25 protein-coding genes and 1 tRNA gene are annotated in these 26,721 nt (G+C 61.6%); 10 read left to right on the forward strand and 16 right to left on the reverse strand.

Features of this window, described 5'->3' with window-relative positions; translation table 11 throughout:
* Positions 1 to 90 precede the first annotated feature (90 nt).
* The 4 genes from FCL40_RS02555 to FCL40_RS02570 all read right to left on the reverse strand — a co-directional run bounded on the left by FCL40_RS02555 (position 91) and on the right by FCL40_RS02570 (position 4,548).
* Positions 91 to 1,377, reverse strand: a complete 1,287-nt coding sequence (locus FCL40_RS02555; protein ID WP_136851031.1) for a hypothetical protein — start codon at positions 1,375 to 1,377, stop codon at positions 91 to 93.
* Between the two features lie 336 nt (positions 1,378 to 1,713).
* Positions 1,714 to 3,093 (reverse strand): NAD(P)(+) transhydrogenase (Re/Si-specific) subunit beta, encoded by a 1,380-nt coding sequence (locus tag FCL40_RS02560; protein ID WP_136851033.1) that lies wholly within the window; start codon positions 3,091 to 3,093, stop codon positions 1,714 to 1,716.
* A gap of 6 nt (positions 3,094 to 3,099) precedes the next feature.
* Positions 3,100 to 3,378 carry an NAD(P) transhydrogenase subunit alpha gene (locus tag FCL40_RS02565; protein WP_028110007.1) on the reverse strand — a complete coding sequence of 93 codons (279 nt, stop codon included), beginning with the start codon at positions 3,376 to 3,378 and terminating at the stop codon, positions 3,100 to 3,102.
* Positions 3,379 to 4,548, reverse strand: a complete 1,170-nt coding sequence (locus FCL40_RS02570) for an NAD(P) transhydrogenase subunit alpha (protein WP_136851035.1) — start codon at positions 4,546 to 4,548, stop codon at positions 3,379 to 3,381. It lies immediately after the preceding gene.
* 421 nt (positions 4,549 to 4,969) lie between these two features.
* Between FCL40_RS02570 and FCL40_RS02575 the strand changes: the two genes are divergently transcribed.
* From FCL40_RS02575 to FCL40_RS02585, 3 genes are read left to right on the forward strand one after another with little or no spacing between them, the layout of a single operon-like run.
* Positions 4,970 to 6,748 (forward strand): assimilatory sulfite reductase (NADPH) flavoprotein subunit, encoded by a 1,779-nt coding sequence (locus tag FCL40_RS02575; protein ID WP_136851037.1) that lies wholly within the window; start codon positions 4,970 to 4,972, stop codon positions 6,746 to 6,748.
* Positions 6,748 to 8,475 carry an assimilatory sulfite reductase (NADPH) hemoprotein subunit gene (gene cysI, locus FCL40_RS02580; protein WP_136851039.1) on the forward strand — a complete coding sequence of 576 codons (1,728 nt, stop codon included), beginning with the start codon at positions 6,748 to 6,750 and terminating at the stop codon, positions 8,473 to 8,475. The genes FCL40_RS02575 and cysI overlap by 1 nt, the downstream gene beginning before the upstream one ends.
* Entirely contained in the window at positions 8,468 to 9,208 is a 741-nt protein-coding gene (locus tag FCL40_RS02585) for a phosphoadenylyl-sulfate reductase (RefSeq protein ID WP_136851041.1), read from the forward strand. Before cysI ends, FCL40_RS02585 begins: the two co-directional genes overlap by 8 nt.
* 49 nt (positions 9,209 to 9,257) lie before the next feature.
* On the opposite strand, the gene FCL40_RS02590 is transcribed toward FCL40_RS02585, so the two are convergent.
* The 5 genes from FCL40_RS02590 to FCL40_RS02610 form a co-directional block, all read right to left on the reverse strand.
* Entirely contained in the window at positions 9,258 to 9,932 is a 675-nt protein-coding gene (locus FCL40_RS02590) for a 2OG-Fe(II) oxygenase (protein ID WP_229360254.1), read from the reverse strand.
* 339 nt (positions 9,933 to 10,271) lie between these two features.
* The gene (locus FCL40_RS02595; protein ID WP_136851043.1) at positions 10,272 to 11,012 is read right to left on the reverse strand and encodes an outer membrane protein OmpK; all 741 of its coding nucleotides are present in this window, start codon (positions 11,010 to 11,012) and stop codon (positions 10,272 to 10,274) included.
* A 10-nt stretch (positions 11,013 to 11,022) separates the two neighbouring features.
* Positions 11,023 to 11,520 carry a DUF2165 domain-containing protein gene (locus FCL40_RS02600; RefSeq protein ID WP_136851045.1) on the reverse strand — a complete coding sequence of 166 codons (498 nt, stop codon included), beginning with the start codon at positions 11,518 to 11,520 and terminating at the stop codon, positions 11,023 to 11,025.
* A gap of 210 nt (positions 11,521 to 11,730) precedes the next feature.
* Positions 11,731 to 12,405: a TetR/AcrR family transcriptional regulator gene (locus FCL40_RS02605; protein WP_136851047.1), complete on the reverse strand. Its 675-nt coding sequence runs from the start codon at positions 12,403 to 12,405 to the stop codon at positions 11,731 to 11,733.
* A 338-nt stretch (positions 12,406 to 12,743) separates the two neighbouring features.
* Positions 12,744 to 12,820: transfer RNA gene (locus FCL40_RS02610), tRNA-Pro, on the reverse strand.
* A gap of 320 nt (positions 12,821 to 13,140) precedes the next feature.
* On the opposite strand from FCL40_RS02610, the gene cobA reads away from it, so the two are divergent.
* Complete coding sequence (gene cobA, locus FCL40_RS02615) at positions 13,141 to 13,947, forward strand: uroporphyrinogen-III C-methyltransferase (protein WP_136851049.1); 807 nt, start codon at positions 13,141 to 13,143, stop codon at positions 13,945 to 13,947.
* On the opposite strand, the gene FCL40_RS02620 is transcribed toward cobA, so the two are convergent.
* Positions 13,909 to 14,730 carry a TIGR03899 family protein gene (locus FCL40_RS02620; RefSeq protein ID WP_136851051.1) on the reverse strand — a complete coding sequence of 274 codons (822 nt, stop codon included), beginning with the start codon at positions 14,728 to 14,730 and terminating at the stop codon, positions 13,909 to 13,911. The genes cobA and FCL40_RS02620 overlap by 39 nt on opposite strands.
* Positions 14,723 to 15,928, reverse strand: a complete 1,206-nt coding sequence (locus tag FCL40_RS02625; RefSeq protein WP_136851053.1) for an MFS transporter — start codon at positions 15,926 to 15,928, stop codon at positions 14,723 to 14,725. Before FCL40_RS02625 ends, FCL40_RS02620 begins: the two co-directional genes overlap by 8 nt.
* Before the next feature lie 250 nt (positions 15,929 to 16,178).
* Here FCL40_RS02625 and FCL40_RS02630 point away from each other — a divergent pair, with 250 nt between their 5' ends.
* On the forward strand, positions 16,179 to 17,222 hold the full coding sequence (locus FCL40_RS02630; RefSeq protein WP_169306977.1) for a tetratricopeptide repeat protein: 1,044 nt from the start codon (positions 16,179 to 16,181) through the stop codon (positions 17,220 to 17,222).
* An 87-nt stretch (positions 17,223 to 17,309) separates the two neighbouring features.
* On the opposite strand, the gene ppa is transcribed toward FCL40_RS02630, so the two are convergent.
* Both ppa and FCL40_RS02640 read right to left on the reverse strand, forming a co-directional pair.
* On the reverse strand, positions 17,310 to 17,843 hold the full coding sequence (gene ppa, locus FCL40_RS02635; RefSeq protein ID WP_136851058.1) for an inorganic diphosphatase: 534 nt from the start codon (positions 17,841 to 17,843) through the stop codon (positions 17,310 to 17,312).
* Positions 17,844 to 17,878: 35 nt separating this feature from the next.
* Positions 17,879 to 18,847, reverse strand: a complete 969-nt coding sequence (locus FCL40_RS02640) for a class 1 fructose-bisphosphatase (protein WP_136851060.1) — start codon at positions 18,845 to 18,847, stop codon at positions 17,879 to 17,881.
* Between the two features lie 253 nt (positions 18,848 to 19,100).
* Here FCL40_RS02640 and FCL40_RS02645 point away from each other — a divergent pair, with 253 nt between their 5' ends.
* A complete protein-coding gene (locus FCL40_RS02645; protein ID WP_169306978.1) occupies positions 19,101 to 19,484 on the forward strand; it encodes a bactofilin family protein in 384 nt (127 codons plus the stop codon).
* A 110-nt stretch (positions 19,485 to 19,594) separates the two neighbouring features.
* Positions 19,595 to 21,784, forward strand: a complete 2,190-nt coding sequence (locus FCL40_RS02650; protein ID WP_136851064.1) for a S9 family peptidase — start codon at positions 19,595 to 19,597, stop codon at positions 21,782 to 21,784.
* Between the two features lie 36 nt (positions 21,785 to 21,820).
* Here FCL40_RS02650 and FCL40_RS02655 read toward each other — a convergent pair whose 3' ends face one another.
* From FCL40_RS02655 to FCL40_RS02665, 3 genes are all read right to left on the reverse strand, one after another.
* Complete coding sequence (locus tag FCL40_RS02655) at positions 21,821 to 22,078, reverse strand: hypothetical protein (RefSeq protein ID WP_136851066.1); 258 nt, start codon at positions 22,076 to 22,078, stop codon at positions 21,821 to 21,823.
* 14 nt (positions 22,079 to 22,092) lie between these two features.
* Positions 22,093 to 22,422: a hypothetical protein gene (locus FCL40_RS02660; protein WP_136851068.1), complete on the reverse strand. Its 330-nt coding sequence runs from the start codon at positions 22,420 to 22,422 to the stop codon at positions 22,093 to 22,095.
* A gap of 76 nt (positions 22,423 to 22,498) precedes the next feature.
* Complete coding sequence (locus FCL40_RS02665) at positions 22,499 to 23,830, reverse strand: Na+/H+ antiporter NhaC family protein (protein ID WP_136851070.1); 1,332 nt, start codon at positions 23,828 to 23,830, stop codon at positions 22,499 to 22,501.
* Between the two features lie 227 nt (positions 23,831 to 24,057).
* Here FCL40_RS02665 and mpl point away from each other — a divergent pair, with 227 nt between their 5' ends.
* Genes mpl through hpt form a run of 3 tightly spaced genes read left to right on the forward strand, consistent with a single transcriptional unit; the run spans position 24,058 to position 26,584 of the window.
* Positions 24,058 to 25,410: a UDP-N-acetylmuramate:L-alanyl-gamma-D-glutamyl-meso-diaminopimelate ligase gene (gene mpl, locus FCL40_RS02670; protein ID WP_136851072.1), complete on the forward strand. Its 1,353-nt coding sequence runs from the start codon at positions 24,058 to 24,060 to the stop codon at positions 25,408 to 25,410.
* A complete protein-coding gene (locus FCL40_RS02675; RefSeq protein ID WP_136851074.1) occupies positions 25,410 to 26,048 on the forward strand; it encodes a flavin prenyltransferase UbiX in 639 nt (212 codons plus the stop codon). Before mpl ends, FCL40_RS02675 begins: the two co-directional genes overlap by 1 nt.
* Positions 26,049 to 26,050: 2 nt before the next feature.
* Complete coding sequence (hpt, locus tag FCL40_RS02680) at positions 26,051 to 26,584, forward strand: hypoxanthine phosphoribosyltransferase (RefSeq protein WP_136851076.1); 534 nt, start codon at positions 26,051 to 26,053, stop codon at positions 26,582 to 26,584.
* The last annotated feature ends 137 nt before the right edge of the window (positions 26,585 to 26,721 follow it).

Genomic DNA, 26,721 nt, shown 5'->3' on the forward strand with positions numbered 1-26,721 from the left:
AGCCGGCGACATGGGGCAGGGCCCGCACCCGTGGCGTGCAGCTTCTGCTGTCGGCGTGCTGAAGGTGATCCGCATCGGTTCCCTCCAGGCTCACTGCCGCAGGAGAGCGGGGCCTGAACAGTCGGTCATGATGGTCAGCGACTTCTCGCCGCGATCAACCTGTTCCATCAGGTCGGCCATCTGGTAGGGGTCCAGGCCCCGGTACAGCAGGGCCACGCCGGGGTGTCGTGCCAGCGGCGCCAACGCCGAGCAGTCCGGCACCGCCATGATGGAGATGGTTTCGGCCTGGCTGCGGGCCAACGCCTGCCAATCCTGGCTGTGGACGGCGGACAGGGACAGGTTGCCGCTGAACCGGTCCAGACCCTCGAAGCGCTCTACCCGGCTGCCCTCCAGCTGCAGCAACTCCAGGCGGGCCAGGGGGGCCAGCGCCGTGAGATCGGTGATGTTGCCACCGGCCAGGGCCAGGGCCTGTAAGCTTGATAGCCCGGTCAGATCCGCCAGCGTCACCGGTTCCGTGGTCGACAACTGGCAGCTTAACGTCGTCACCTCGTCGCTGGTGTCCAGCATGAACTGCTCGGCGGCCTGACGGATGCACCGTCCTATGGACGGTTCACTGAATGTCAGGGCGGCGATGGGCGTGCTCTGCGGGGGGCTGGCGACGAGCGGTGGCGGCAGTGGTGGGGCGTCGTCGCCGACGTCTTCGGCCCCGTCCCCCCACCCTTGTTCGCTTCCCGGTGGATCCTCGTCATCGAGACTGGCGAGGATGGCGCCACTCCATGGCAGCGAGGCGGCCAGTGCCCCGTCGAGAGCTTGAAAATCCGCAGCAAGCGATGGCGCCGTCTCGGAGAGGTAACAGATCTTGGCGACGTTCAACAGGTCGACCAGCATGGCGAGTCGGGTCTGGCCGAGATTGATGGTCATCAGGGCGGCGAAGGCATCGCCTTCGTTGGTCACCGAGGTCAGCGACTCGAGGCTGTCCAGGTAATCCTGCAGCTCCGAGCTGATCTGCCGATACCGGTCAAGTTTCCGAGGCTGGTAACACTCGGAACTCTTGTTCAGTTCGCCAAGAAAACGCTGGTATTGGATAAGATATTGATTTCCTAGTGCTAACATCTTGGCGGCGGTTTGCTTCATCTCGGGGATGAGCGGACTCCCAAGCACCGCCAGGGCGCTCTGAGTGTCATCGAGTCGTCGAGAGAACTCCTCCATCTGCTCCGCATGTTTCCGGTTTAACCCGTGGGCCTGCTCGATGATGGTGGCGGTATCCTGCTGAAACCGGAGGATGGCGTCATCGGTCGAGGCGGCGGCCCCGCTGCACCAGGCGGTGGTCACGCCGCAGAGCAGGGCACTGAGGATTCCGCCTTTTGCGAATGTCATCAGAGCGCTGACGGGGTATCCGTATCCCAGAAGATTTAAACGATGTCTGACGGCCATTGGCTTCCCTATCGATAGCGAGTTGTTTGCGTTTAGTGTGAGGCACTCTTGAGGTGATTCTCTGGCGTGCTCCCCTTCGACGACTGGATTACAGGCTGGTATCGACCGGCGCTGTCGACTTTAAGTCACCCAAGTGACGGACTGGCAAGTGGAAAATCCTACACTCTATGTGTGACAGTAGGAAGGAGTGCCGGCAGCCACTTGGCAGCCATGTCGCAAAAGAACCAAAAAAAAAACGGAGCCACTTGGCCCCGTTTTTGAGTGTGCGCTAGCAAATCATCAGTCGGCCTCGTTGAGGCTGGAGGTCAGGTCGATGATCGCCTTCTTGCCGTCGCCGAACAGCATCAGGGTGTTGTCCTTGGCAAACAGCGGGTTGGGCAGTCCGGCGAAGCCGGGGCTCAGGGAGCGCTTCACCACCACCACGGTGCGGGCCTTGTCGACGTTGAGGATCGGCATGCCGTAGATGGGGCTGCCCTTGTCCTCACGGGCCATGGGGTTGGTTACGTCGTTGGCGCCGATGACGATGGCCACGTCGGTCTGTTCAAACTGGGGGTTGATGGCGTCCATCTCCACCAGTTGCTCGTAGGGCACTTCCGCTTCCGCCAGCAGCACGTTCATGTGCCCGGGCATGCGGCCCGCCACCGGGTGGATGGCGTACTTGACGTCGGTGCCGCGGCCCTCCAGGACGTCCGCCAGTTCCCGCACCGCATGCTGCGCCTGGGCCATGGCCAGACCGAAGCCTGGAACGATCACCACCCGCTCGGCGGTCTCCAGCATCATCGCCACCTCTTCCGGGGAGGAGGATTTGACCTTGCCCTGGTAGACCTCGTCGGCGTCGATGGTTGCGCCCCCCTCCGCCATCACTCCAAACAGCACGTTGGTCAGGCTGCGGTTCATCGCCTTACACATGATCTGGGTCAGGATCAGACCGGAGGCGCCCACCAGTGAGCCGGAGACGATCAGCACGGTGTTGTTGGAGATGAAGCCCGCAGTGGCCGCGGCGATACCGGAATAGGAGTTCAGCAGGGCGATCACCACCGGCATGTCGGCACCGCCGATGGGCAGTACCAGCAGGATACCCAGCAGCAGCGCCACCGCCACCAGAGAGTAAAGGATCGCCGGCGAGGGGTTGACCACCAGGGTGATCACCAGGGCCACGGCGGCTGCGGCCAGAAGGCCGTTGACCAGGGTGTTGCCGGGGACGGCGATGGACTTGCCGGAGATGATCTCCTGCAGCTTGCCGAAGGCGATGAAGGAGCCGGACAGGGTTACGGCACCGATCAGCACGGTGGCACCCACGGAGATCTGTGCCACCAGGGAGGTGGCCGCCACGGGATCCATGTAGTTGGCCAGGGCCACGAACAGGGAGGCGCCGCCTCCGAAGCCGTTCAGGGCCGCCACCATCTGGGGCATGGAGGTCATCTGCACCTTCTTGGCGAGGATGGCACCGATAAGGCCCCCGAGCACCATGCCGGCGATGATCCACTCGAAGCTGAGGATCGACTGGTCCAGCAGGGTGACCACCACGGCGATCAGCATCCCCACCGAAGAGATCTGGTTACCACGTACCGCGGTACGGGGCTTGGTCATGTTCTTGATGCCGAGCACGAAGCAGACCGCGGCCACCAGATAGGCCAGGTAGATAACAGCAGTATTCATGGTCGGTTACTTCCTCTTAAACATGCCCAGCATGCGGTTGGTGACCATGTAGCCACCCACCACGTTGATGGTGGCCAGGGTCACGGCGATAAAGCCCAGTACATTTACCAGAATGCCGGAGCCAGAGCCGGCGGAGAGCAGGGCGCCCACCAGGGTGATGCCGGAGATGGCGTTCGAGCCGGACATCAGCGGGGTGTGCAGTGTGGGCGGTACCTTGGTGATCAGTTCCACGCCGAGGAAGATGGCGATCACGAACAGGGTGAGCAGTAACAGCAGGGTTTCCATTTACGCCTCCTCCTTGTTGTCGGCGGTCAGTCCGAGCAGATCCCGGATGCGGGGGTTCACCACCTTGCCTTGGTAGGCGGTGACGGTGTCATGGACAATCTCATCGTCGAAGTCGAACACCAGCTTGCCTTCGTCGTCGACCAGGTGACGGATCAGGTTCTCCAGGTTGGTGCCGAACATCTGGCTGCCATGGTTGGCGGTGGAGGCAACGATGTTGGCCGGGCCGGAGATGATGACGCCATTGACGTTGATCACCTCCCCCAGTTGGGTCAGTTCACAGTTGCCGCCGGTCTCGGCCGCCAGATCGACGATCACCGAACCGGGCTTCATCTGAGCCACCATCTCCTTGGTGATCAGGGTTGGTGCCTTGCGGCCTGGGATGGCGGCGGTGGTGATGACAATATCCTGCTGAGCCAGCACATTGGCCATCGCCTGCTGTTGCTTGGCGATGAAGTCGGCGGACTGCTCCTTGGCATAGCCGCCGCTGGATTCGGTGTCGGCGTCCTCGATATCCAGCTCGACCGGGCGGGCTCCCACGGAGAGGATCTGCTCCCGGGCGGCGGGACGGATGTCGTAGGCCTCCACTACGGCGCCCAGGCGCTTGGCGGTGGCACAGGCCTGCAGGCCGGCGACACCGGCCCCCATGATAAAGGTGCGGGCGGGCTTCAGGGTGCCAGCGGCGGTCATCATCATCGGCAACAACCTGGGGGTGAGCTCCGCTGCCTGGATTACCGCCTTGTAGCCGGCGATGGTGGCGTTGGAGGAGAGTACGTCCATGCTCTGGGCCCGGGTGATGCGGGGAATCAGTTCCAGGGCGACGGTGTTGATCCCCTTGTCGGCCGCCTTCTGGGCGTTTTCCGGGTGCATCAAGGGGTCCATCATCCCCATCAGGGTCTGGCCCGAGGCCAGGTGTTCCAGCAGCCGGTCGAACTCTTCACCTTTGGCGTGCAGAGTCAGCACCAGCTCGGCGCCCTCCAGGGTCTGGGCGCGGTCAGCACCGATGCGAGCTCCACTGTCGAGATAGTCCTGATCGGTAAAACCGGCTTCAAAACCGGCCTGGGTTTCAATCGTCACCTCGCAGCCCGCTTTGGCGAGCTTGGCAACGTTGGTGGGTAACAGGGCGACGCGGGTTTCCCCGGCGAGATGCTCCTTGATCACGGCGATCTTCACAACGCTATCCTCTAGCAGATTGGGTTTATCGGTTTTAAATGGGTGAGACCAAAGTGTAAATCACTGAGCATTTTGGACTATTGGAAATCCAATGCTAAGTCGATTTAATGAATCGCCACAATCGTCTCAATGAATGGAGGTCGTTGTGTCATCGCGCCGTTGCCGCCGGAATCTATGGCAGAGTATGCTGGTCCCGGTGAGGACCCTGTCACACAGGCGTCGCCAACCTCTCTGTTATTGGTCACATTTTTATCAAATATTCCGACCTATTTACATTTAATGCATTTTTTGTGAAATGTGAACAGTTTTTCGTCGTTCTCCTTATATTCATTTATCGCATAAAAAAAAGTTTTTAATTCTTTTTTCTCTTGAGGCCGCGCGCCTACCCTGTTGCAATCGTCCACAGCCATGAGCGCAGAGCATGCAGTTATCCGAGTTATCCGCCGGAGCCGGGGTATTGGCGCCGGCACAGCTGTCCCAGTTGCAGCAGCTGACATCGAATCTCTCCCCCCTTCAGCTGGCCTGGGTCAGCGGTTACCTGGCCGCCTCGGCCAACCTGTCCGGCGCACAGCCCCAGCCGGCGGCGCAGCCCGAGAGCGCCCTGACCATCCTTTATGGCAGTCAGACCGGCAACAGCCGCTCCGTGGCTCAGCAACTGGCCGAGGCCGCCGAGGCGCAGGGACGCGAGGTGGCCCTGATCTCCATGGCCGAGTACAAACCCAAGCGTCTCAAGGAGGAGAGGCAACTGCTGGTGGTGGTCAGTACCCACGGTGAGGGCGAGCCGCCCGACGACGCCATCGCCCTGCACAAGTTCCTGTTTTCCAGCCGGGCGCCCAAGCTCGACGGGGTCCATTACGGGGTGCTCGCCCTGGGAGACTCCAGCTATGATCACTTCTGCCACACCGGCAGGGAATTCGACGCCCGCCTGGCGGAGCTCGGGGGGACCCGGCTGCTGGAACGCACCGACTGCGACGTGGATTTCGAAGACGCCGCCGAGGCCTGGATCGCCCAGGCCCTGCGCAAGCTGGCGGATCTGGCCCCGGCAGCGGCAGAGGCGGCGGCACCAACCCAGACCGCTGCCGCCAGCAGCTACAGCCGCAGCAACCCGTTCAGGGCGACCCTGCTGGCCAGCCAGAAGATCACCGGCCGCGGCTCCATCAAGGACACCCGCCACGTGGAGTTGAGCCTGGAGCAGTCCGGCCTCAGCTATCAGCCCGGTGATGCCCTGGGGGTGTGGATGGACAATGATCCCGCCCTGGTGGCCCAGATCCTAGCCGCCACCGACCTGCGCGGCGACGAACCCGTCCAGATCAAGGAGACCAGCGTACCCCTGTCCCAGGCGCTTCAGCAGACCTTCGAACTGACCCTGCTGCACCCGGCCCTGGTCAAGGGGTGGGCGGAGCTCGCCGGCAGCGCCGAACTGGCGCAGATCGCCGACGATGGCGACGCCCTTAAGACCTTTATCCTCAGCCACCAGCTGTTGGACCTGGCCAAACGCTACCCGGCCAAACCGGACGCCGAGGCCCTGGTGGGGCTGCTGCGCAAGCTGACGCCACGGCTCTACTCCATCGCCTCCAGTCAGGCGGAGGTGGAGGAGGAGGTGCACCTGACCGTGGCTCTGGTGGAGGAGGAGCGTGACGGTGAGCCTCGCCTGGGTACCGTCTCTGGCGCCTTCGCTCGTCGCCTGCAGGAGGGGGACGAGGTGAGGGTGTATGTGGAGCCCAACCACAATTTCCGCCTGCCCGACTCTGCGGACACCCCGGTGATCATGATCGGTCCCGGCACCGGCGTGGCTCCGTTCCGCGCCTTCATGCAGCAGCGTGACGCCCAGGGCGCCGAGGGGGAGAACTGGCTGTTCTTCGGAAACCCCACCTTTACCGACGACTTTCTCTACCAGGTGGAGTGGCAGGGCTATGTGAAAAGCGGCCTGCTGGACCGCATCAGCCTAGCGTTCTCCCGCGACCAGGAGCACAAGATCTACGTCCAGGACCGCATTCGCGAATCCGGGGCCGATCTCTATCAGTGGCTGGAGCGCGGCGCCCACCTCTATCTGTGCGGCGATGCCGAGCGGATGGCGGTGGACGTGGAGAGTGCCCTGATTGAGGTGGTGACCGAACATGGCCGCAAGAGCCGGGAGCAGGCCGAGGCCTACCTGGAAGCGCTGCGCAGCAGCAAGAGATACCAGAAGGATGTGTACTGATGAGTGACCAGAAAACCCCAGATCTGACCGCGCTGCAGGTGCAGGGCAAGCTGGCGGACAACGAGCGCCTCAAGGGGGAGAGCAACCTGCTTCGAGGCACCATCGAGGCGGATCTGGCCGATCCGCTTACCGGCGGCTTCAGTGCCGACAACTTCCAGCTGATCCGCTTCCACGGCATGTACCAGCAGGATGACCGCGACATCCGCGCCGAGCGCAACGAGCAGAAGCTGGAGCCGCTGCACACAGTGATGCTGAGGGCGCGGATGCCCGGTGGGGTGATCACCCCACAGCAGTGGCTGGCCATCGATGAGTTCGCCGCCGACAACACCCATGCGGGCAGCATCCGCCTGACCACCCGTCAGACCTTTCAGTTCCACGGGGTGCTCAAGCGCCACATCAAGCCGATGCATCAGATGCTGGGCAGCATCGGCATCGACTCCATCGCCACCGCCGGTGACGTGAACCGCAACGTGCTCTGCACCTCCAACCCGGAGCAATCGGAGCTGCATGCCGAGGCCTATCAATGGGCCAAGAGGATCTCCGAGCACCTGCTGCCGCGTACCCGTGCCTACGCCGAGATCTGGCTCGATGGCGAGAAGGTGGAGAGCACCCAGGAGGCGGAGCCTATCCTCGGTCGCACCTACCTGCCCCGCAAGTTCAAGACTACGGTGGTGGTGCCGCCCCACAACGATGTGGACATCCACGCCAACGACATGAACTTCATCGCCGTGGCCGACAACGGCAAGCTGGTGGGGTTCAACCTGCTGGTGGGCGGCGGCCTGGGGATGACCCATGGCGACACCAGCACCTACCCCCGCAAGGCGGACGAGTTTGGCTACCTGCCGCTGGAGCACACCCTGGCGGTGGCCGAGGCGGTGGTGGCCACCCAGCGGGACCTGGGCAACCGGGTCAACCGCAAGAACGCCAAGACCAAATACACCCTGGACAGGGTCGGCGTCGAGGTGTTCAAGGGGGAGGTGGAGCGTCGCGCCGGCATCCGCTTCGAGCCCATACGCCCCTATCTGCTGACCGACCGCGGTGACGGCTTCGGCTGGACCGCCGGCATTGATGGCAAGCACAACCTGACCCTGTTTATCGAGAACGGTCGCATCCTCGATTTTCCCGGCAAGCCCCTGAAGCGCGGTATGGCCGCCATCGCCCGGGTGCACAAGGGCGAGTTCCGCATGACCGCCAACCAGAACCTGGTGGTGGCCGGCGTGGCCGAGCTGGACAAGGCGCAGATCGAGGCCCTGGCCCGCGAGCATGGACTGCTGGACGACAGCGTCTCCAACCAGCGCAAGGACTCCATGGCCTGTGTCTCCCTGCCCACCTGCCCACTGGCGATGGCGGAGGCGGAGCGATTCCTGCCCGGCTTCGTCGATCGCATCGAGGGGGTACTGGCGACCCACGGCATCGCGGACGAGTCGATCATCTTCCGGGTTACCGGCTGCCCCAACGGTTGTGGCCGCGCCATGCTGGCGGAGGTGGGACTGGTGGGCAAGGGACCGGGTCGTTACAATCTGCACTTGGGGGGTAACCGCGAGGGCACCCGCATCCCCAAGATGTACAAGGAGAACCTGGACGAGGCCAGCATCCTGGCGGAGCTGGATCAACTGGTGGGCCGCTGGGTCGGTGAACGTCACCAGGGGGAGGGCTTCGGCGATTTCCTGATCCGTGTCGGCGTGGTACCCGAGGTGATCACGGCCAAGGTGGACTTTCATGGCTGACATCGATCTGGCCGCCCTGGCGGCCAACCCCGACACCGAGGCCCATCAGGCCTGGCTGGCCCAGGCCAACGAGACTCTGGCGGCGCTCAGCGCTCCCGAGCGGGTCGCCTGGGGGCTGGAGCACCTGCCCGGTGAGGCGATCCTCTCTTCCAGTTTCGGCATCCAGGGGGCGGTGATGTTGCACCTGATGACCCGGGCCTGGGCGGAGATCCCGGTGGTGCTCACCGATACCGGCTACCTGTTCCCGGAAACCTACCGCTTTATTGATGAGCTCACCGACAGGTTGAAGCTGAACCTCAGGGTGTACCGGGCTGAGATCACCCCCGCCTGGCAGGAGGCCCGCTTCGGCCAGTTGTGGGAGCAGGGCCAGGAGGGGCTGAATCATTACAACCGACTCAACAAGGTGGCGCCGATGCAGCGGGCCCTCGAAGAGCTGAATGCGGGCACCTGGTTCGCCGGACTGCGTCGCCAGCAGGCCGGTTCCCGGGCGGAGCTGCCATTCCTGGCGATCCGCTCCGGCCGTTTCAAGCTGCTGCCGATCCTCGACTGGAACAACAGGGATGTACACCAGTACCTGGAGGAGCATGGCCTGCCCTACCACCCGTTGTGGCACCAGGGCTACGCCTCGGTGGGCGACATCCACACCAGTCGTCCCATGGAGCTGGGGATGAGCGAGGAGGAGAGCCGCTTCTCCGGTTTTCGGCGGGAGTGCGGCTTGCACTACGACATCTAGAAATGGCAGGGGCGCCCCAGGGCGCCCCTGCGCTATCAGAGCTCCGGCGTCATCTGGGGGGATCGAGCCGGTTGTTGACCGAGGTGTTGACCCGGAACCACCCTGCGATGGAGTAACGATCGCGTTGGGCCGGCAGCACCTCGTGGGGAAACTCCTCGCTGAGGAACGCCACCACCGTACCCATCAGCGGCACCACCCTGGTGCCATGGTCGTCCCGATCGTCCCGGTACAGCACCAGTTCCCCTCCGTCGTCCGGTTGCCAGCCTGGATTCAGGTAGACCACCAGCGACAAAACCCGGTTGGCCTCGCCGCGAAAAGCGTCGTAGTGACGCTTGTAGTAGGTCCCTGGGGCGTAGTGGGCAAAGTGGCTTTCGAAGGAGAACAGCCCCAGAAACAGCCTGCGGTTCAGGAAGCGTTGCAAACCGCCCGCCCAGTCGAGCCAGGACGCTCCCGCTGTACTCTCCCCGGTGATCCAGCAGATTTGGTCGGTGCGGACAAAGTCACTCTTGACGAAGTCCTCACCCCGGCCGATGCCGGCACTGGTGAATTCTTGCTTCTTCATCGACTGACCGTGCTGGTACAGTGCACGGGCCAATGGCTCCGGCAGGGCGGTGGGACAGATGCTGTACCCTCGCTCCTCGATCTCCCGGGCGATGCGCGCGAACAGGGTGTCATCCAGGGTGTGGCTGTCATCCAGGGACAGTATCGATTTGGCTGTGGACACGGGGTGTTTTCCTATGAATGTAAGCGCTGCCACCGCCCTCCTGGCCACTGGGCCGAGGGCGTGCCGGTGTGTCCACATCATGATTCAGAGTCGCGGCTTTACCAAGAGAAATTTGCAGATGGTCCATGATGGCTAGTTGCTGCCCATGCTGGCAAAGTTTATCTTAAATTATATTATTGATTACATTGATTTTAATTTGGGTGCTTCGGCACCGGCTGGCCCTGGCGGCGGGCTCAGTCAGCAACCATCAGCATTGATGAGAGCGGCTGTCTGGGAAAAACGGGTGGCGCCGAAGACCGGGCCACCCCAAAACAGGATGTCGCAGTGGTGCTCAAAGGATTACAGGTGATACTTGACGATCAGGGCGACGTTGTCTTGATCCACTCCCTTGATGCCATACTTATTCAGCCACAGGGAGTACTCGATACCCACCATCAGCGTGTTGTGGCGGTCCATCAGCAGGGCGCCTAGGTCATATTTGAGTTGGGGGTTGAAGTGAAAGGTCTCCTCTTTACGGGCGTCATCGTAGGAGATCACCCAATCGATATATCCGTCCAGCACCAGCTGGCTCTTGCCCAGCGGCAGGCTGGACTTGAAGCTGGGGGACAGCTGCCAGCCATCGCTGATGTTGTCACTGGCCAGCCCCTGGCGCCGGTAGGCGTTGACCTTGAAGTAGTCGGCGCCGGGCAGCTTAAGGTCCACCCCCACGCCGCAGAGCAAGCTCTCTACATCGCCCTTTCCCTGCTCCAGACTCATTGCCAGGGACAGATCCTTCAGAGCCCCCTTGCCGTAGTCTGTCCCAAAAATCTTGGCCGAACTCAGGCGAGTCGTCAGTTCTCCGTAGGTGGTGCTGTCGCTGCCACGGCTGTTGCGAAAGTGAGTGAAGTCCTGAAATAGGAACCAGTCGCCATAGCGCCAGCCTCCGGCGGATTCCAGGGTCAGGGTGGCTTGCTGGTCTGACGGCGCCAGTTTGAAGTTGTCGCCATAGAGGCCGGTGACGCTGACGTCATGCCAGTGAACCAGTGAGCCGGCCTGGGCTTGAAGAGACAGGGCCGCCAGGGTCAATATCAGTCGTTTCACCACTGCTCTCCTACTTAGCCAGTTTCAGGCTGAGGCCGCCGAACATGGCCATCATCACAATACGGGTGGCATCACGCAGACCGTTCCAGTGCTCGGACTGCCAACTGGCAAACCACTCGCCACCGGCCGCCTGGAAGATGAATCCCCATACCAGTACTGCCAGTGCCATGGCGATCAGGGCAAAGGTTTTGCTGTCATCGAAGGTGCGCTCATCCGCTCTGAATTGCTTGGCCAGTTTGAACAGGCCGAAGAAGCCGCAAAAGGTCAGGGTTGCCTCGATGATGATGATGGAGATAAAGCCCACCATGTGGATGGAGGGGGCGGTGATGGCTCGCCACATGATGTTGGGGCTGTTGTAGGTTGTGTCCATGGAGAATACATGGCGAACGAATTGCAGGTTGGACTCGGCGTCGGTGATGTTACCCAGGCAACCGATGGCGGCAATGGTCGTTACCGTCAGTACGATCATCATGCTGAAGAGGCGATAGGCGTAAGTGGTGTTAAACATGGGATACTCCTTGTTGAATAGTCGCAGCCACTATCGGCCCCTTTCGCTGCGGGAGATAGGTTGTCGGCGGGCATCTGAGAGTGGGCTGGAACAATTTCACCGTGATACGACTTTTTTTCGATTTGCCAAGAGATAGTGGGATCCTGGCACAGCTTGAAGTTGTGCGATGAAGGACTGCATCAGCGTGGCAAACAGGCCGTGAGTTACCGATTACAGCTGGGAAAGGGCAGATTCGATATGGGCGTGGGATGAGGCATCCAGTGGATGGCGCCACCTAAGGGTGTTGATCGCTTCGAAGAGCATGGTGTACAGGGGGAGAGGTTTGAGAGAGGGGTGCTCGTCACCGAGGATCGGTGTCGAGGAGAAGGCCATGGCGCCCCGTTGGATACAGAGTACGGTGTTCCGGCACAGGCTGATCTCCTTATCATGGGACAGCAACTCCCCCTGAAGCCTGGCCCGCTGTAAAAAACGGTTCGTCGCTTGACAGAAGGGGGTCAGTTGAGACTGCAGTTGATACTGACGCTCAGGGGATGCCTGCGCCGTAATTTGCGGGAGCTCCGCCAGTACCGAGAAGCCGGTGCTGAACCTGTTGGCGGCAATAAAGGGGATAAGGGTCAGGGCCAGCCAAGTCTCGGCGGGCTTGAGATTCAGACAGATTACCGAGGTGTGCATCACCAGCTGACGCTTGGTTTCTTTGGCCATCAAGGCGAGAAGCAGGTCCTCCCTGTTGGTGAAGTGGGTGTACAGGGCTCCCATACTGCAGTTGGCTCGCTTGGCGAGTTGGGAGAAACGAAAGGAGATCAGTCCCTCCTCTTTCAGCAGCTGAGCTGCCGCATCCAGCAGTGCCTCTTCCCGCTTCAGGTATTTCTCTGTCTTCTCCCGCATCGAACAATTGCCCCGTGAGTGATGGCCTACTCAATGATCGCAGATTTGCAGGCCGGGTTCAGAGGGGAGTCGGTGCCGGATTCACATTTCGCAACAACAAATCGAAAAGAACTCGGATTTTCTCCTCAATCGGTGAGCCTAAGTGGGTATCTGCCCCGTGTTGGGCAGCACCTCCAGAGCGAAAAAAGCCAGACTGGGGTAAGCGGAGTTAGGTGAAGCGGCCGGTGATGGAGGGGCTGTTCCGGGCGGCGAAGGTGGGGGTCGCCCAGGCCTCTGGCCGAGCGCGCAGCGGCTCCAAAACGAGAAAAGCCCCGCTCGGAGAGCAGGGCTTCAGGATGTGGTCGGTGATAGAGGATTCGAACCTCTGACCCTCTGGTCCCAAACCAGATGCGCTACCAGGCTGCGCTAATCACCGACAAATTTGTGTTTCGTTCTGGGTTGTTTGGGACCAGCTCTGGTCCTGCTCTTTCCCAAAACCGGGGATGCGCTATCAGGCTGCGCTAATCACCGATGTCGTTTCGTTCGCTAACCGAACTCAACGGCGGCCTATGATAGCGATTTTGGCTCGATGCGCAAGGGTTGTTTGTGGATATCGGGCTAAGTGGCGAATTTAACGTCCAATGTTTTTCAACCGTTAACGCTATATTTCATTGTGGAATTAAAAGTTCCAAACCGATTCTTTGTGGTTATTAAAGGGGGGGCTAAGCTGGTCGGGTATTGCAGAGGGAGAGCGTGGTGAGCCTGATATCTTTACCTAACCGAATCGGCCGGGTGGCCATCGTTGGCGCGGGTCCGGGGGACCCGGAGCTGCTGACCGTCAAGGCGCTCGGGCTGATTCAGTGCGCCGACGTGGTGCTCCATGATGCCCTGGTGAGTGAGCCGATCCTATCGCTGATCCATCCGCAGGCCGAGCGGATCGCCGTGGGCAAACGTTGTGGCCGCCACTCCATGTCCCAGGAGGAGATCAACCGGTTGCTGGTGGCTAAGGCCGCCTCGGGTGATCGCTCGGTGGTGCGGCTGAAAGGGGGGGATCCCCTGATGTTTGGCCGGGGCGGAGAGGAGATGCAGGCCCTGCGTGAGGCGGGCATCGACTACGAGGTGGTGCCGGGCGTTACCGCGGCCACCGCCTGTGCCTCCTATGGTGCCATCCCGTTGACCCACAGGACCCTCTCCCGGGGGGTTACCTTTGTCACAGGTCATGGCATGGGCGGTGAGCCCATCGCCGACTGGCACAGGCTGGCGCTTAGTCATCACACCCTGGTGATCTACATGGGGGTGGCGCGGGCCGGGAGCATTGCCGCCGGCCTGATGGCGGGAGGACTGAGCGCGGAGACCCCGGTGGCCATCGTCAGCCGTGCCAGCCAACCCCAGCAGCAGGTGGTGACCGGCCGCTTGGCGGGGCTCGAGCAGTTGGCGAAGGATCCCAGGGTGCAGACGCCCGCGGCCTTGATTGTCGGCGAGGTGGTGTCGCTGCACCACTCCCTTGATTGGTTCAGCGCCGACCTACTGGGGAGTGAAGTCGTCCAGCAGCAGTTTGGTTAATGCCGCGCAGTACTCCTCGTTGGCGGGCTCGGTGATCAGCCGGGCCAGTTCATCCCCCACCTGGGTAAAGCGGTAGTACCTCAGTCGAAGTCGTCCGCTCTTGGGGAGAAACGTCATGTTGTGTCCCTGGCAGCGGATCACCAGAGGGTGCTTGGGGGGGAGCGGGCCGGTTTCCAGTTCGGTGGCAAACAGCAGGCCGAGATCTCGCAGGGTGAGGATGGCGGAGTAGGGCAGTCCCTGACCGGAGAGGTTGAGGCTCTCCTGGCGGGCGGAACTGAGGCCACCGAAGCCCGCTTCGCGACGGTAGCCCGTCACCACCTTATGGCTGGGATCGCCATTGAGTTGGCAGGAGAGGGTCACGGTTCGGGCAAACTGCATCGCTTCCCGCTGGGTCATCCCCTTCAAGGTCTCCAGAGTCCGCAGTCCGAAGCTGCCCGGAAGGCTGAGTTCAGTGGCCAGGATCTGGGCCCAGAGCTTCTGCATGCTGGGGTGGTGGATCTGCTCGGCCAGCTGGCAGAACTGGAACTGCCAATCCGGATCCAGCTCCTTGTTGCTTACCGCGTTCCCCGCTAGGCCGATCACCTGTTTAATCACCGATTCCAGGTTGAGCTGCCTCTGCTCCTGCCAGTTCTTCAGTCGCACCTCGGTGCGTTGCGCCAGGGCACCCGAGGTGTCTGCGTCATTGCCAGTCAGGCCGATGCGTCGGGCCAGGGTCACGGCTTGCTGTCTCGCGGTACGGCTGCCCTCACGCTTTGGCGGAGCGGCGATGATCTTGTCAGTCATAGGCTCTGGTCTGTCTGGCGGGGAACAGGGCGCCCCAGCGTGTTTCGTTACCCGGTGCCGGTGCCGCCGGCAGACTCAGGGCGGCCAGCAGGGAGCACAGGCCGATCCCTGCCCCAATATAAAACACCAGGGCCGGAGAGTGTAGCCACATCAGCCCCAAGATTGCCGGGATGATGACTGCGGCGATGTGATTGATGGTAAAGCTGATTCCTGCAGTGGCGGCGATCTCGTCAGGGTCGGCGATCTTCTGGAAATAGGTCTTGATGGCGATGGCCAGGGCGAAGAAAAGGTGATCGATGACGTAGAGGCCCGCCGCCACCGTCGGGTGCTCCACATTGGCGTAGCTGACGAACACCACAATCAGGCCAAGGTACTCGACCATCAGGGTGCGGCGTTCGCCGATGCGGCCAATCCATTGACCGATACGTTTGGCAAACATCAGGTTGAACAGGTAGTTAATCAGGAACAGGGCGGTGATTTCGGCCACGGTGTAGCCGAACTTCTCCACCATCATAAAGGCGGCGAACACCATGAAGATCTGCCGGCGGGCTCCGGAGAGCAGGGTCAGCAGGTAGTAGAGGCTGTAGCGTTTGCGCAGCAACAGCCGCTTCTGTTGGGGAGCCTCCTCATGAAACTGGGGGAAGCGCACCAGGCAGTAGAGCGCCAACAGCAATCCCACCCCGCCCACCAGGGTGTAGACCCACTGGTAGGGCAGGCCCAAGGCGCTCATCAGCAGCCAGATACTGGCGTACCCGAGCAGGGCGCCTGCCGCCTTGACCGACAGCGCCTGTCCCATAAAGGCGGCGGTCTCCCCCTTGGGCAGCCACTGCAGGGTCAGGGACTGATTACAGGTCTCATAGTAGTGGAAGCCGATGGACATCAGCACCGTGGTGCAGTACAGCCCCAGGACCGAGGGAAACCACCCGGTCAGCGCGACGCCACCACAGAGCAGCAGCAGGCTGATTAGGGCAAAGCGCTGCTCCTTGATCACCAGCAACACCAGGATGGCGGTAAAGGCCAAAAATCCGGGCACCTCCCTGAGCGATTGCAGCATGCCGATCTCCTTGCCGGTAAAGGCGGCCACCTCAACCACGAAGTTGTTCAGCAGCACCTGCCAAACGGCAAAGACCAGGGACATGACGAAGGTCATCATCAGCAGCAACTGGGGGCGGGTGGGAGTCAAAAGTGTGAGTCTCATCGGCAATGGGTGGAGGGATCTATCCTAGGCGGTCGATGCGACTGGAACCAAGTCTTTTTTTAATTTGCTGAAAAGTAACATAAATTTGGATGTTGTGCGATCCAGTTGTTGCCTTGGCGTGGCGGGTTTGTCATCCCCCCCTCGTCGCGCTAGCATTAGGGGTATGAGACGCCTGATGCTCGCCCTTATCTCAACGCTGCTGTGCGGGTGCCTTGCTACCCCGACAGTTGCGCCAACGGCTCCCGTGCTGATGGACTCCGCCTTTACCCCAGTGGCGGGGGCGGTGACTGTTGAGCAGCTGTTCGCCCTGGATCCGGAGATGCGCCAGTTTACCGTCAAGGCGGGACGCGCCGGCAACAGCGACGCCACTCGCATCGAGAGGCTGGTGGAACTGGTGAGTGTCAAGCGGGGGTTCGAATACGACAACAGTGCCACCCGGGTTGCCGCGGAAACCTTCAGACTCCGCGCCGGAAACTGTATGTCCCTGGTGGTGATGACCGCCGCCCTGGCCAGGGAGCTGGATCTGGGGGTGCAGTATCAGTTGGTGAAATCGCCTCCCATCTGGGACCGGCGCGGAGGCATCTACCTGGTCAATGACCATGTGAACATCAAGCTGGAGCCGGGTCTGGGCTCCAGTGACTGGTCGGTGGTGGGGGGCAGCGGCCGGGTGATTGACTTTCTTCCCGGCAGCCAGGTACGCGGCTACCGTATCGTTCAACTGTCCGAATCTGAGATGCTGGCTCGCTTCTTTAATAACTTGGCGGCAGAGCACATGGTGGATGGCCTCCCGGATCACGCCTATCACTATCTGAAGCAGGCGCTGGCGCTGGATCCCACCATGGGCGCCGCCTGGAACGCCCTGGGGGTGCTCTACCGGCGCCAGGGACTGGAGAGGGAGGCCGAGCAGGTGTACCGCTACGTGATGGCGCTGGATGAGGACCCCTTCCACAGCATGCATAACCTGTCGATTCTGCTGGCCTCCCAGGGACGGCTGACCGAGTGGGCGCAGCTCCATCGCCAAATTGAGCTGAACCGGTTGCAAAATCCCTTCTATTATTACGATATGGCGGAAGCGTCCTACAACCGAGGCAACTTTACCCAGGCCCTAAGCCAGTACCGCAAAGCGGTGAAACTCGCGGACTACCATCACGAGTTCCATTTCGGGCTTTCCAGGGCCTACTTCCAACTGGGTCAGCTGGACGACAGTCAGCGGTCCCTCACCAAGGCCATGAAGCTGGCGCCCCGCAGCGACAAGGAGCGCTACCAGCTGAAACTCAGGGCATTCAACCACTAGGGGCGATGGCCCGGGGTCTGATCACCGAAGACAGACCATAAAAAAGGTTGGCCTTGGCCAACCTTTTTCTGCTGCCTGATGACAGGCTCAGTTCTGTTCCTGGTAACGCTTGGCAGAGGAGAGGATCTCCTCGCGGGCGGCGGCGGCGTCGGCCCAGCCGTCCACCTTCACCCACTTGTTGGGCTCCAGCTCCTTGTAGCGCTCGAAGAACTGGGTGATCTGAGCCTTCAGCAGGGCGGGCACGTCATCCACGTCCTGGATGTGATCGTACTCCTGGGTCAGTTTGCTGTGGGGCACGGCGACGATCTTGGCGTCTTCACCGGACTCGTCGGTCATGTTCAGCACGCCAACGGGGCGGCAGCGAATCACCGAGCCGGGTGCCAGAGGGTAGGGGCTGGGTACCAGCACGTCTACCGGATCACCGTCCAGGCTCAGGGTCTGGTTCACATAGCCGTAGTTGGCGGGATAGAACATGGGAGACTTCATGAAACGGTCCACAAACAGGGCGCCGCTGTCCTTGTCCACCTCGTACTTGATGGGGTCGTGGTTCGCCGGGATCTCGATGATCACATAGATATCGTCCGGAAGAGATTTACCCGCGGGCACGTGATTCAGGCTCATAGATTTTTCCTTAAACAGCCAGTGTGTTGATTGGGTCAGCCTTCGCTGTGGTAGCGCAGACAGGTGTCCACTTCATCTTTCGAGCCCAGGATCACCGCCACCCTCTGGTGGATCTGATCCGGTTGAATCTCCATGATGCGCTCATAGCCGGTGGACGCCTTGCCACCGGCCTGCTCCACCAGGAAGCTCATTGGGTTGGCCTCGTACATCAGACGAAGTTTGAAGGGTTTGGTTGGGTTCTTGGTGTCCTGAGGGTAGGTGAACAGGCCTCCTCGGCTCAGGACCCGGTGGACATCGCCCACCATGGCGGCGATCCAGCGCATGTTGAAATTGCGGCCCCGGGGGCCCTCTTTGCCCTGGACCAGGTCGGCGATGTAGCGTTGCATCGGCGCCTGCCAGAAGCGTTGGTTGGACATGTTGATGGCAAACTCGCCGGTTTCGGCCGGGACCTCGACACGCTCTTCGACCAGGATGAACTCGTCGCTATCGGGATCCAGACTGTACATCCGGGTCCCCTGGCCGGTGGTCATCGCCATCACGGTAGCGGGACCATACAGCATATAGCAGGCGCAGTTCTGACGGGTGCCCGGCTGCATGAAGGCCTGCTCGTTCACCTCACCCTCAGGGGCGGGCAGTACCGAGAAGATGGTGCCCACCAGAGAGTTGATGTCGATGTTGGAGGAGCCGTCCAGGGGGTCGAAGCACACCAGGTATTGGCCGTTGCCGTTGGCGGCCACCACCTCGGTCTCCTCTTCGGAGGCGATCCCCTTGACCAGCGGGTTGGCGGCCAGCTTCTGTTTGATCAGGTCATTGGCGATGATATCCAGCTTCTTCTGGGTCTCCCCCTGAACGTTTTCGGTTTCTGCAACGCCCAGCACTCCTGCCAGGGCGCCGCCACGGACCAGTCGGCTGATCTCCACGCCGCACTCGGCCAGGGTCAGAATCAGTTGTTGTAGCTCGGAAGTTAAGCCCTGTTGAATCAGGGACTCGTGTAGGCGTTGCATGCAGGGTCCTATCTTAATGATTGGCTGGATTAATTAACCGGCAATGATAGCGAAAAATGTGACGAGATGCAGCGTTAAACGCCGCTTAAGAGGGGACTACAGCGCGGTCTGCCCGAAAAAACCGAGCGAGTGAATTCTATTCGCTTGAGGCGGATAACAGTTTTGTTTATAACAGGTCGCCTAGGGATGGAAAGCCGGGTGATTGAGCACCGAAGAGAAAAGACACAACGAATTAGAATAGGGGTATGCCATCGTGTTTGGGAAAGCCAATAAGAAGAGCCGCTCCGGACTGACCTATTTCGCCCAATCCAGCCGACTGGAGGGCAGCCTTCACATCGAAGGGGACTGCGTCATTGACGGCCACATAGACGGGGAGCTTTCTGTGACCGGACTGGTGGTGGTGGAGAGTCAGGGTGAGATTCATGGTCGGGTAGTGGCTGACCAGCTCCAGGTGGAGGGGCGGGTGGAAGGCCGGGTTCAGTGTCAGAGGCTGACCATCAGCGCCACCGGTACCGTCGAAGGGGAAATTGTTACAGATAAAATCGAGATTTTTAACGGCGGTCAGTTTATCGGCACCCGGGTTAAAGAGGGGCCAAAGCTGCTGGAGAACAAGCAGGAGGAGGCCGAAGAGGTCTGATATCCTGCGTGAACCACCGGCATCCTCTGCGCCCCCCCGAGGGGGGCGGTTTGTGATTCCTACCGGTTTTGTGGACAATCCTGCCATTCAACTCTGCAGGATGACAGACCATGAAACCATTGATTCTGGCCGGGCTGACCCTGGTGTCTGCCCTGGCCCAGGCCCAACCGCTGACCCTGGAACGGATCGTCAGTGAGCCGGCACTGGCCGGTTCCCAGCCCTTCAAGCCGGCCCTCTCCCCTGACGGAAAACGGGTAACCTGGTTGGCTCCCCGTGAAGATGACATCGATCGCTTCGACCTGTGGCAGTACCGCCTGGACAACGGCCAGCGCAGCCGTCTGCTGGATTCAACCCTGTTCGAAGAGGGGGAGCTCTCCGAGGAGGAGAAGGCTCGCCGCGAGCGTCAGCGCATCTACGGCAAGGGGCTGCTGGAATATGACTGGGACAGCCAGGGCAAGGCGTTGTTGTTCCCCATCGGCGGTGACCTGTGGCTCTTCCGCCTGGATGAGGCCAAACCCCGTCAGTTGACCCGCACCGAGGCGTTTGAAACCGATGCCCGCTTCTCCCCCAAGGGCAATTACGTCTCCTTTATCCGCGATCAGGACCTCTACGTGATTGATCTGGCCAGTGGCCAGGAGCGGCGCCTGACCACCGGCGGCGAGGGTCCCATCAAGCATGGCATGTCCGAGTTTGTCGCCCAGGAGGAGATGGACCGGATGAGCGGCTACTGGTGGGCGCCTGATGAGCACGCCATCGCCCTGCTTGAGGTGGATGAATCCCCGGTGGAGCTGGTGATTCGCAACGAGATCTACGCCGATGGCATCAAGCTCACCGAACAGCGCTACCCCTATGCAGGCAAGGCCAACGCCAGGGTGCGGGTGGGTGTGGTCAGCCTGAATGAAGGCAACCTGGCCTGGGTACCCGGGGCCGAAGACAAGGGCGGCTACCTGCCCAGGGTCAACTGGCGCGCCGACAGCCGGGCCCTGACCTGGCAATGGCAAAGCCGGGACCAGCAGACCCTGCAGCTGTGGCAGTGGCTGCCGCAGTCCAACAAGCGCAGCCTGCTGCTGACCGAGACCAGCGACAGCTGGGTCAGTCTGGCCGATGACCTGCATTTCCTGAAGCAGCGCCCCGGGTTCATCTGGAGCTCCGAGCGCAGCGGTTTCCGCCACCTCTACCTGATGGATGCCGGCGGCAAGCTGGTGCGTCAGCTCACCGAAGGTGACTGGGCGGTGGACGCCCTGGAAGCGGTAGACGAAGCCGGTGGCTGGGTCTATTTCAGTGGCCGTAAGGACACTCCCGTCGAGCGTCACCTCTACCGGGTCTCCCTGGACGGGGGCAGGGTGGAGAAACTCAGCCGGCGCCAGGGTTTTCACGCCCCGGTGTTCAGCAAGGATGGTAGCGTCTACCTGGATCACTTCTCCTCCAACCGTCAGCCGCCCCAACTGAGCCTGCACAAGGCCAGTGGTGAGCGGGTCACCTGGATCGAGGAGAACGCCATCGACAAGGACCACCCGCTGGCCAGCTACTGGGCAGGGTGGACCCAGCCACAATACGGTACCCTCAAGGCGGACAATGGCATGACCCTGCACTACCGTCTGTTCAAGCCCCAGGTGGAGCCGGGCAAGCGTTACCCTGTGGTGGTGCGGGTCTATGGAGGCCCAGGGGCGCAAACGGTGAAAGACGCCTGGAGCCGCCACGATTACTTCACCCAGTACCTGGTGCAGCAGGGCTACGGGGTGTTCCAGCTGGACAACCGCGGCTCCACCGCCCGCGGCCACCAGTTTGAGAGCCAGATCTACCGTCACCTGGGCAAGGTGGAGGTTGAGGATCAGATCACCGGGGCTAAATTCCTGCGCAGCCTGGACTGGGTCGACGGGGATCGCCTGGCCATCTACGGCCACAGCTACGGCGGCTACATGGCGCTGATGGGCCTGTTCAAGGCGGGGGAGTATTTCGCCGCCGGTGTCTCCGGTGCCCCGGTGACCGACTGGAGCCTGTATGACACCCACTACACCGAACGTTACCTGGCCCACCCGGCGGACAACGCCGAAGGCTATAAGGTGTCGGCGGTGTTCCCCTATGCCAAAGATCTCGAAGGCCAGCTGTTCGTCTACCACGGCATGGCGGACGACAACGTGCTCTATCAGAACTCCACTCAGCTGTACAAGGTGCTGCAGGACGCCGGCAAGCTGTATGAGTCCAAGGATTACCCCGGTTCCAAGCACTCGATGCGCGGCAAGAGCGTCGGCCTGCACCTGATGGCCACCATCGAGGACTTCCTCAACCGGCGCCTGTAACGATGGGACAAAAGAAGCCGCCGAAAGGCGGTTTTTTTATCGCTGCTGATGGACCTGGCGGCGTGTCTTCCACCAGCGCCATCCCAGAGGCAGGATGATGCCTGCCACGGCCAGGTGGCAGGAGACCAGGGCCACTGGCGGCGGCAGAAAGATCAGGATGCCCACAAACAGGGCGAGGCCAATAAAGGGTGTCCACCAGGGGCCGGCAAACAGGAACACCATCAGCAGATAAGGAGCGATGAGCGCCATCAGCCCGGTAAAACCGTAAAGCAGGGCCAGGGTGGTGCTGTCCATCGCCGTGTCTGCCCTCAGAACATCAGCATGCGGTTGCTGTAGAGGATCAGTCCAATCAGGACCACGGGCAGCAGGTTGGCCAGCAGGGAGAACACGCCGCTGCTGCCCGCACCTTTGCGCAGGGCATTGAGGCTGCTGCCAATCCCCATCAGGTTGACCACGAAGCCGAGCATGGCCACCACCAGGGCGGCGATCATCGCCCATCCACCGGCACCGCCCATCATGTTGGCCACCTCCTCGGGAGTCTGGACGAAGACATAGGGGGCAAAGGCGACGAAGAAGGCGGCCAGGTACAGGGCCATGGCGATGCCGAAACGTTTCAGGCCGTGGTTGGTGGGGTTCACAGATCTCTCCCGCTGCTGAAAATCGAAAAAGCCGGGGCAGTGCCCCGGCTTTTTTAACAGGTAACTGAAGGGTTTATTATGCCTTGCGCAGGCTCACCATGACAACGGCAACCGCAGCCAGCACCAGGCAGTACCAGGCGTTGGACACCACCACCAGGGGGGAGAGTTTGAAGGTGGCGCCGGTCAGCAGGGCCTGAGCACCCCAGGGGATCAGACCCTGGGTGATGCAGGAGAAGATATCCAGCATGGAGGCGGCACGACGCTTGCGAACGCCGTGGCGCTGTGCCAGATCCTTGGCCACGGAACCGGTGATGATGATGGATACCGTGTTGTTGGCGGTGCACAGGTTGGTGGCCGACACGATGCTGGCCATCCCCAGCTCGGCGGCGCGGGGGGACTGCTCCTTCTTGCTGAAGCGGGCGATGGCGGCGGCGGCGTTATTGGCCAGCCAGTTGAGGCCACCCTGCTGCTTCATCAGGGCGGCCAGGCCTCCCACCAGCATGGAGAGCAGGAAGATCTCCTGCATGCCGGTAAAGCCGGCGTAGACGTCCTTACCCAGCTGCATGGCGCTGTACTCTCCACCGGCGATGGCGCTGACGCCAGCCAGCAGGATGCCGGCAGGCAGCACCAGGAACACATTCACACCAGCCACGGCCAGCACCAGGATGGTCAGGTAGGGCAGTACCTTGATCAGATCGTAGCTGCCTGCTTCCACGGCGCTCTGACCGGAACCCAGTACCAGGAACAACACGAAGGTGATGGCGGCGGCGGGCGCGGAAACGCGGATGTTTTCGCGGAACTTGTCCTTCATCTCACACCCTTGGGTACGGGTGGCAGCGATGGTGGTGTCGGAGATGATGGAGAGGTTGTCACCAAACATGGCGCCGGAGATCACCGCACCGGCCATCAGGGCTGGATCGATGCCTGCCTGCTGGGCGATGCCGTAGGCCACCGGCGCCAGGGCGCCGATGGTGCCCATGGAGGTGCCCATGGAGGTGGCAATGAAGCCGGCGATCAGGAAGAAGCCGGGCAGCAGCAGCGAGGCGGGGATCAGGGTCAGGCCCAGGGCCACGGTGGCGTCCACACCGCCGGTGGCCTTGGCCACGGAGGCAAAGGCGCCTGCCAGCAGATAGATCAGGCACATGGCGATGATGTTGTTGTCGGCGATGCCGGCAATAAACTGATCCAGGCTCTTGTCGATGGCCTGGCGGGCCAGGGCAAAGGCCAGCACGATGGCGGGAAGGATGGCGATCACCGGGGAGAGCTGATAGAAGGCGAAATCCGCCCCCAGGCTTTGGTGATAGAGGCCGGCACCCACGAAGGTGGCCAGGAACAGCAGCAGCGGAAGCAGGGCAACGGCGGAGCTGCTCTGGGGCTGGGCGGCGGTAAGGGTTTGGGACTGACTCATGCTATCTCTTATCTCTTGCAACCTGCGGCCATCCTGGTCTGCGGCGTGAACTCGACACCCCATGTCGAGTGGGCAATGGCCGCATTGTGTCGGATCTCCGCAACTGTGTCAATCTAGACGTCTAGACGTTTTGATGTTTTTGCATCTTGGTGGCCATAACTGATTGTTTTTGCCGCCATGGAGGCGCAGAAGGTACACTGACGCCAGTTTGATATCGGGATCTCGCCATGCACGTTCATATTCTGGGGATCTGCGGCACCTTCATGGGCGGCATCGCCCTGCTGGCCCGCAGTCTCGGCCATAGGGTCACCGGCAGTGACGCTAACGTCTATCCACCCATGAGCACTCAGCTCGAAGAGCTGGGGATCGAGTTGATCCAGGGTTTTGAGCCTGACCAGCTGGAACCGGAGCCGGACATCGTGGTGATCGGCAACGCCATGAGCCGGGGCAACCCCTGTGTGGAAGCGGTGCTGGATCGGGGGCTGAGATACACCAGCGGTCCCCAGTTCCTGTCGGAGTTTGTTCTGCCCCAGCGCTGGGTGCTGGCGGTTGCCGGCACCCATGGCAAAACCACCACCGCCTCCATGCTGGCCTGGTTGCTGGAGGACAACGATCTGGCTCCCGGTTTCCTGATTGGCGGGGTGCCACGGGAGTTCGGCGTGTCCGCTCGCCTGGGCGAGACCCCCTTCTTCGTGGTGGAGGCGGATGAGTACGACACCGCCTTTTTTGATAAGCGCTCCAAGTTTGTCCATTACCGTCCCCGTACCCTGGTGATGAACAACCTGGAGTTCGATCATGCCGACATCTTCTCTTGTGTGGCGGACATCCAGCGTCAGTTCCATCACCTGATGCGCACCGTGCCCGGCAGTGGCCAGGTGATCTGGCCCCAACAGGATGCCAATCTGGCCCAGGTGATCCAGATGGGATGCTGGAGCGAACAGGTGGTGATCGGCGAAGGAGGCTGGAAGGCGGTGATGCTCACCGACGATGGCAGCCGCTTCCAGGTGTGGCTGGACGGAGAGATTCAGGGGGAGGTGAACTGGGAGCTGATCGGCGAACACAACATCAGCAATGCCCTGGGCGCCCTGGCGGCGGCGCGCCATGTGGGGGTGCGCCCCGCCGACGGCATCGCCTCCCTGGGCCGGTTCCAGGGGCCTAAGCGGCGCATGGAGCTCAGGGGCGAGGCTAACGGGGTGCGGGTCTACGACGATTTCGCCCATCATCCCACTGCCATCCAGACCAGTCTGGCGGGGATGCGCGCCAAGGTGGGCCGCGGCCGGGTACTGGCGGTGCTCGAGCCCCGCTCCAACACCATGAAGGCCGGGGTGCACCAGGCGACTCTGGCGGCAGCCCTGAAGGACGCTGACGAGGCCTTCCTGCTGCAGCCGGAGGGGTTGCAGTGGGATCTGGCCGCCGCCATGGGGGACGCCCCGGTGCCGGTAACCCTGTCCGCCAGTGTCGAGGCGCTGGTGGCGGAACTGGTGAAGGGGGTCCGGGCGGGCGATACTGTGGTGGTGATGAGCAACGGCGGTTTTGATGGCATCCACGGCAAGCTGCTGAGCGCACTGGAGGCGCTGTAATGAAAAAGTGTGATCAAACTATCACTTTGGCCTTTACCGGTGCCTCCGGTGCCCCCTACGGGCTGCGGTTGCTGGAGTGTTTGCTACAATCCGGCCGCAAGGTATTTGTGATGATCTCCGCGGCCGCCCGGGTGGTGTTCGTTGAGGAGCAGAAGTTTGCCTTGCCGGGTAACCCCAAAGCCTGCGGTGACCTGCTCCGGGCCCATTTCGGAGTCAGCGAAGAGCAGCTGCAGGTGTTTGGCAAGGAGGAGTGGTTTTCACCGGTGGCGTCCGGATCCGCCGCTCCCCGGCAAATGGTTATCTGCCCCTGCTCCACCGGGACCCTGGCCGCCGTGGCCAGCGGTATGAGCAACAACCTCATCGAACGGGCCGCAGACGTGGTGCTCAAGGAGCGGGGCCAGCTGATTCTGGTGCCCCGTGAGACGCCATTTCACGCCATTCACCTGGAGCATATGCTCAAGCTGAGCCAACTCGGTGCCACCATCATGCCGGCGGCGCCAGGCTTCTACAACCAGCCCAAGTCCATAGAGGATCTGGTGGACTTTATGGTGGCAAGGATTCTGGATCATCTGGATATTGAACATCAGTTGTTGCCCCGCTGGGGCTATGGCAACCCTACAGACCCAAACAGAGAATAACTATGAAGCATACCCTGGAAGTGATGATCTCCGAGGCGGAGATCAACCAAGCCCTGGACAAGATGGCCGAGCAGATTAACCGGGACTACGCCGGTGTAGACTCCCTGCTGGTGGTGGGCCTGCTCAAAGGCTCCGTCATCGTCATGTCGGATCTGGTTCGCCGCCTGGACGGCAACGTCCATCTGGATTTCATGACCGCCTCCTCCTACGGTGAGAGCACCGAGTCCAGCGGCGACGTGAAGATCGTCATGGACCTGGCTCGCTCCATCAAGAACCGCCACGTGCTGGTGGTGGAGGACATCATCGACACCGGCCGCACCCTGTCCAAGGTGTTGGCGCTGCTGAAGTCCCGCGAGCCTGCGTCCCTGGCCATCGCCTCCTTCCTGGATAAGCCCAGCCGCCGCCTGGTTGACGTGGAGGTGAAGTACGTCGGTGTGGCCATTCCCGACGAGTTTGTCGTCGGCTACGGCCTGGATTACGCCGAAGCCTACCGTCAGTTGCCCTACATTGCCAAGGTGATCCCCGCCGAGGAGTGATTCCGGCCGCTGACTGACTCAAGGGCGCCCCGAGGCGCCCTTGCTGTATCTGCTCACTGTCTAGGTGAGTTTTACCGACAAACTCGCTTCGCGTAATCGCTTTTATCTTTTGGTGGCGGGGGTATAATGGCGGCCTG

It is taken from the genome of Ferrimonas sediminicola, assembly GCF_005116715.1.
In the GTDB taxonomy this organism is placed as follows: Bacteria; Pseudomonadota; Gammaproteobacteria; order Enterobacterales; family Shewanellaceae; genus Ferrimonas; species Ferrimonas sediminicola.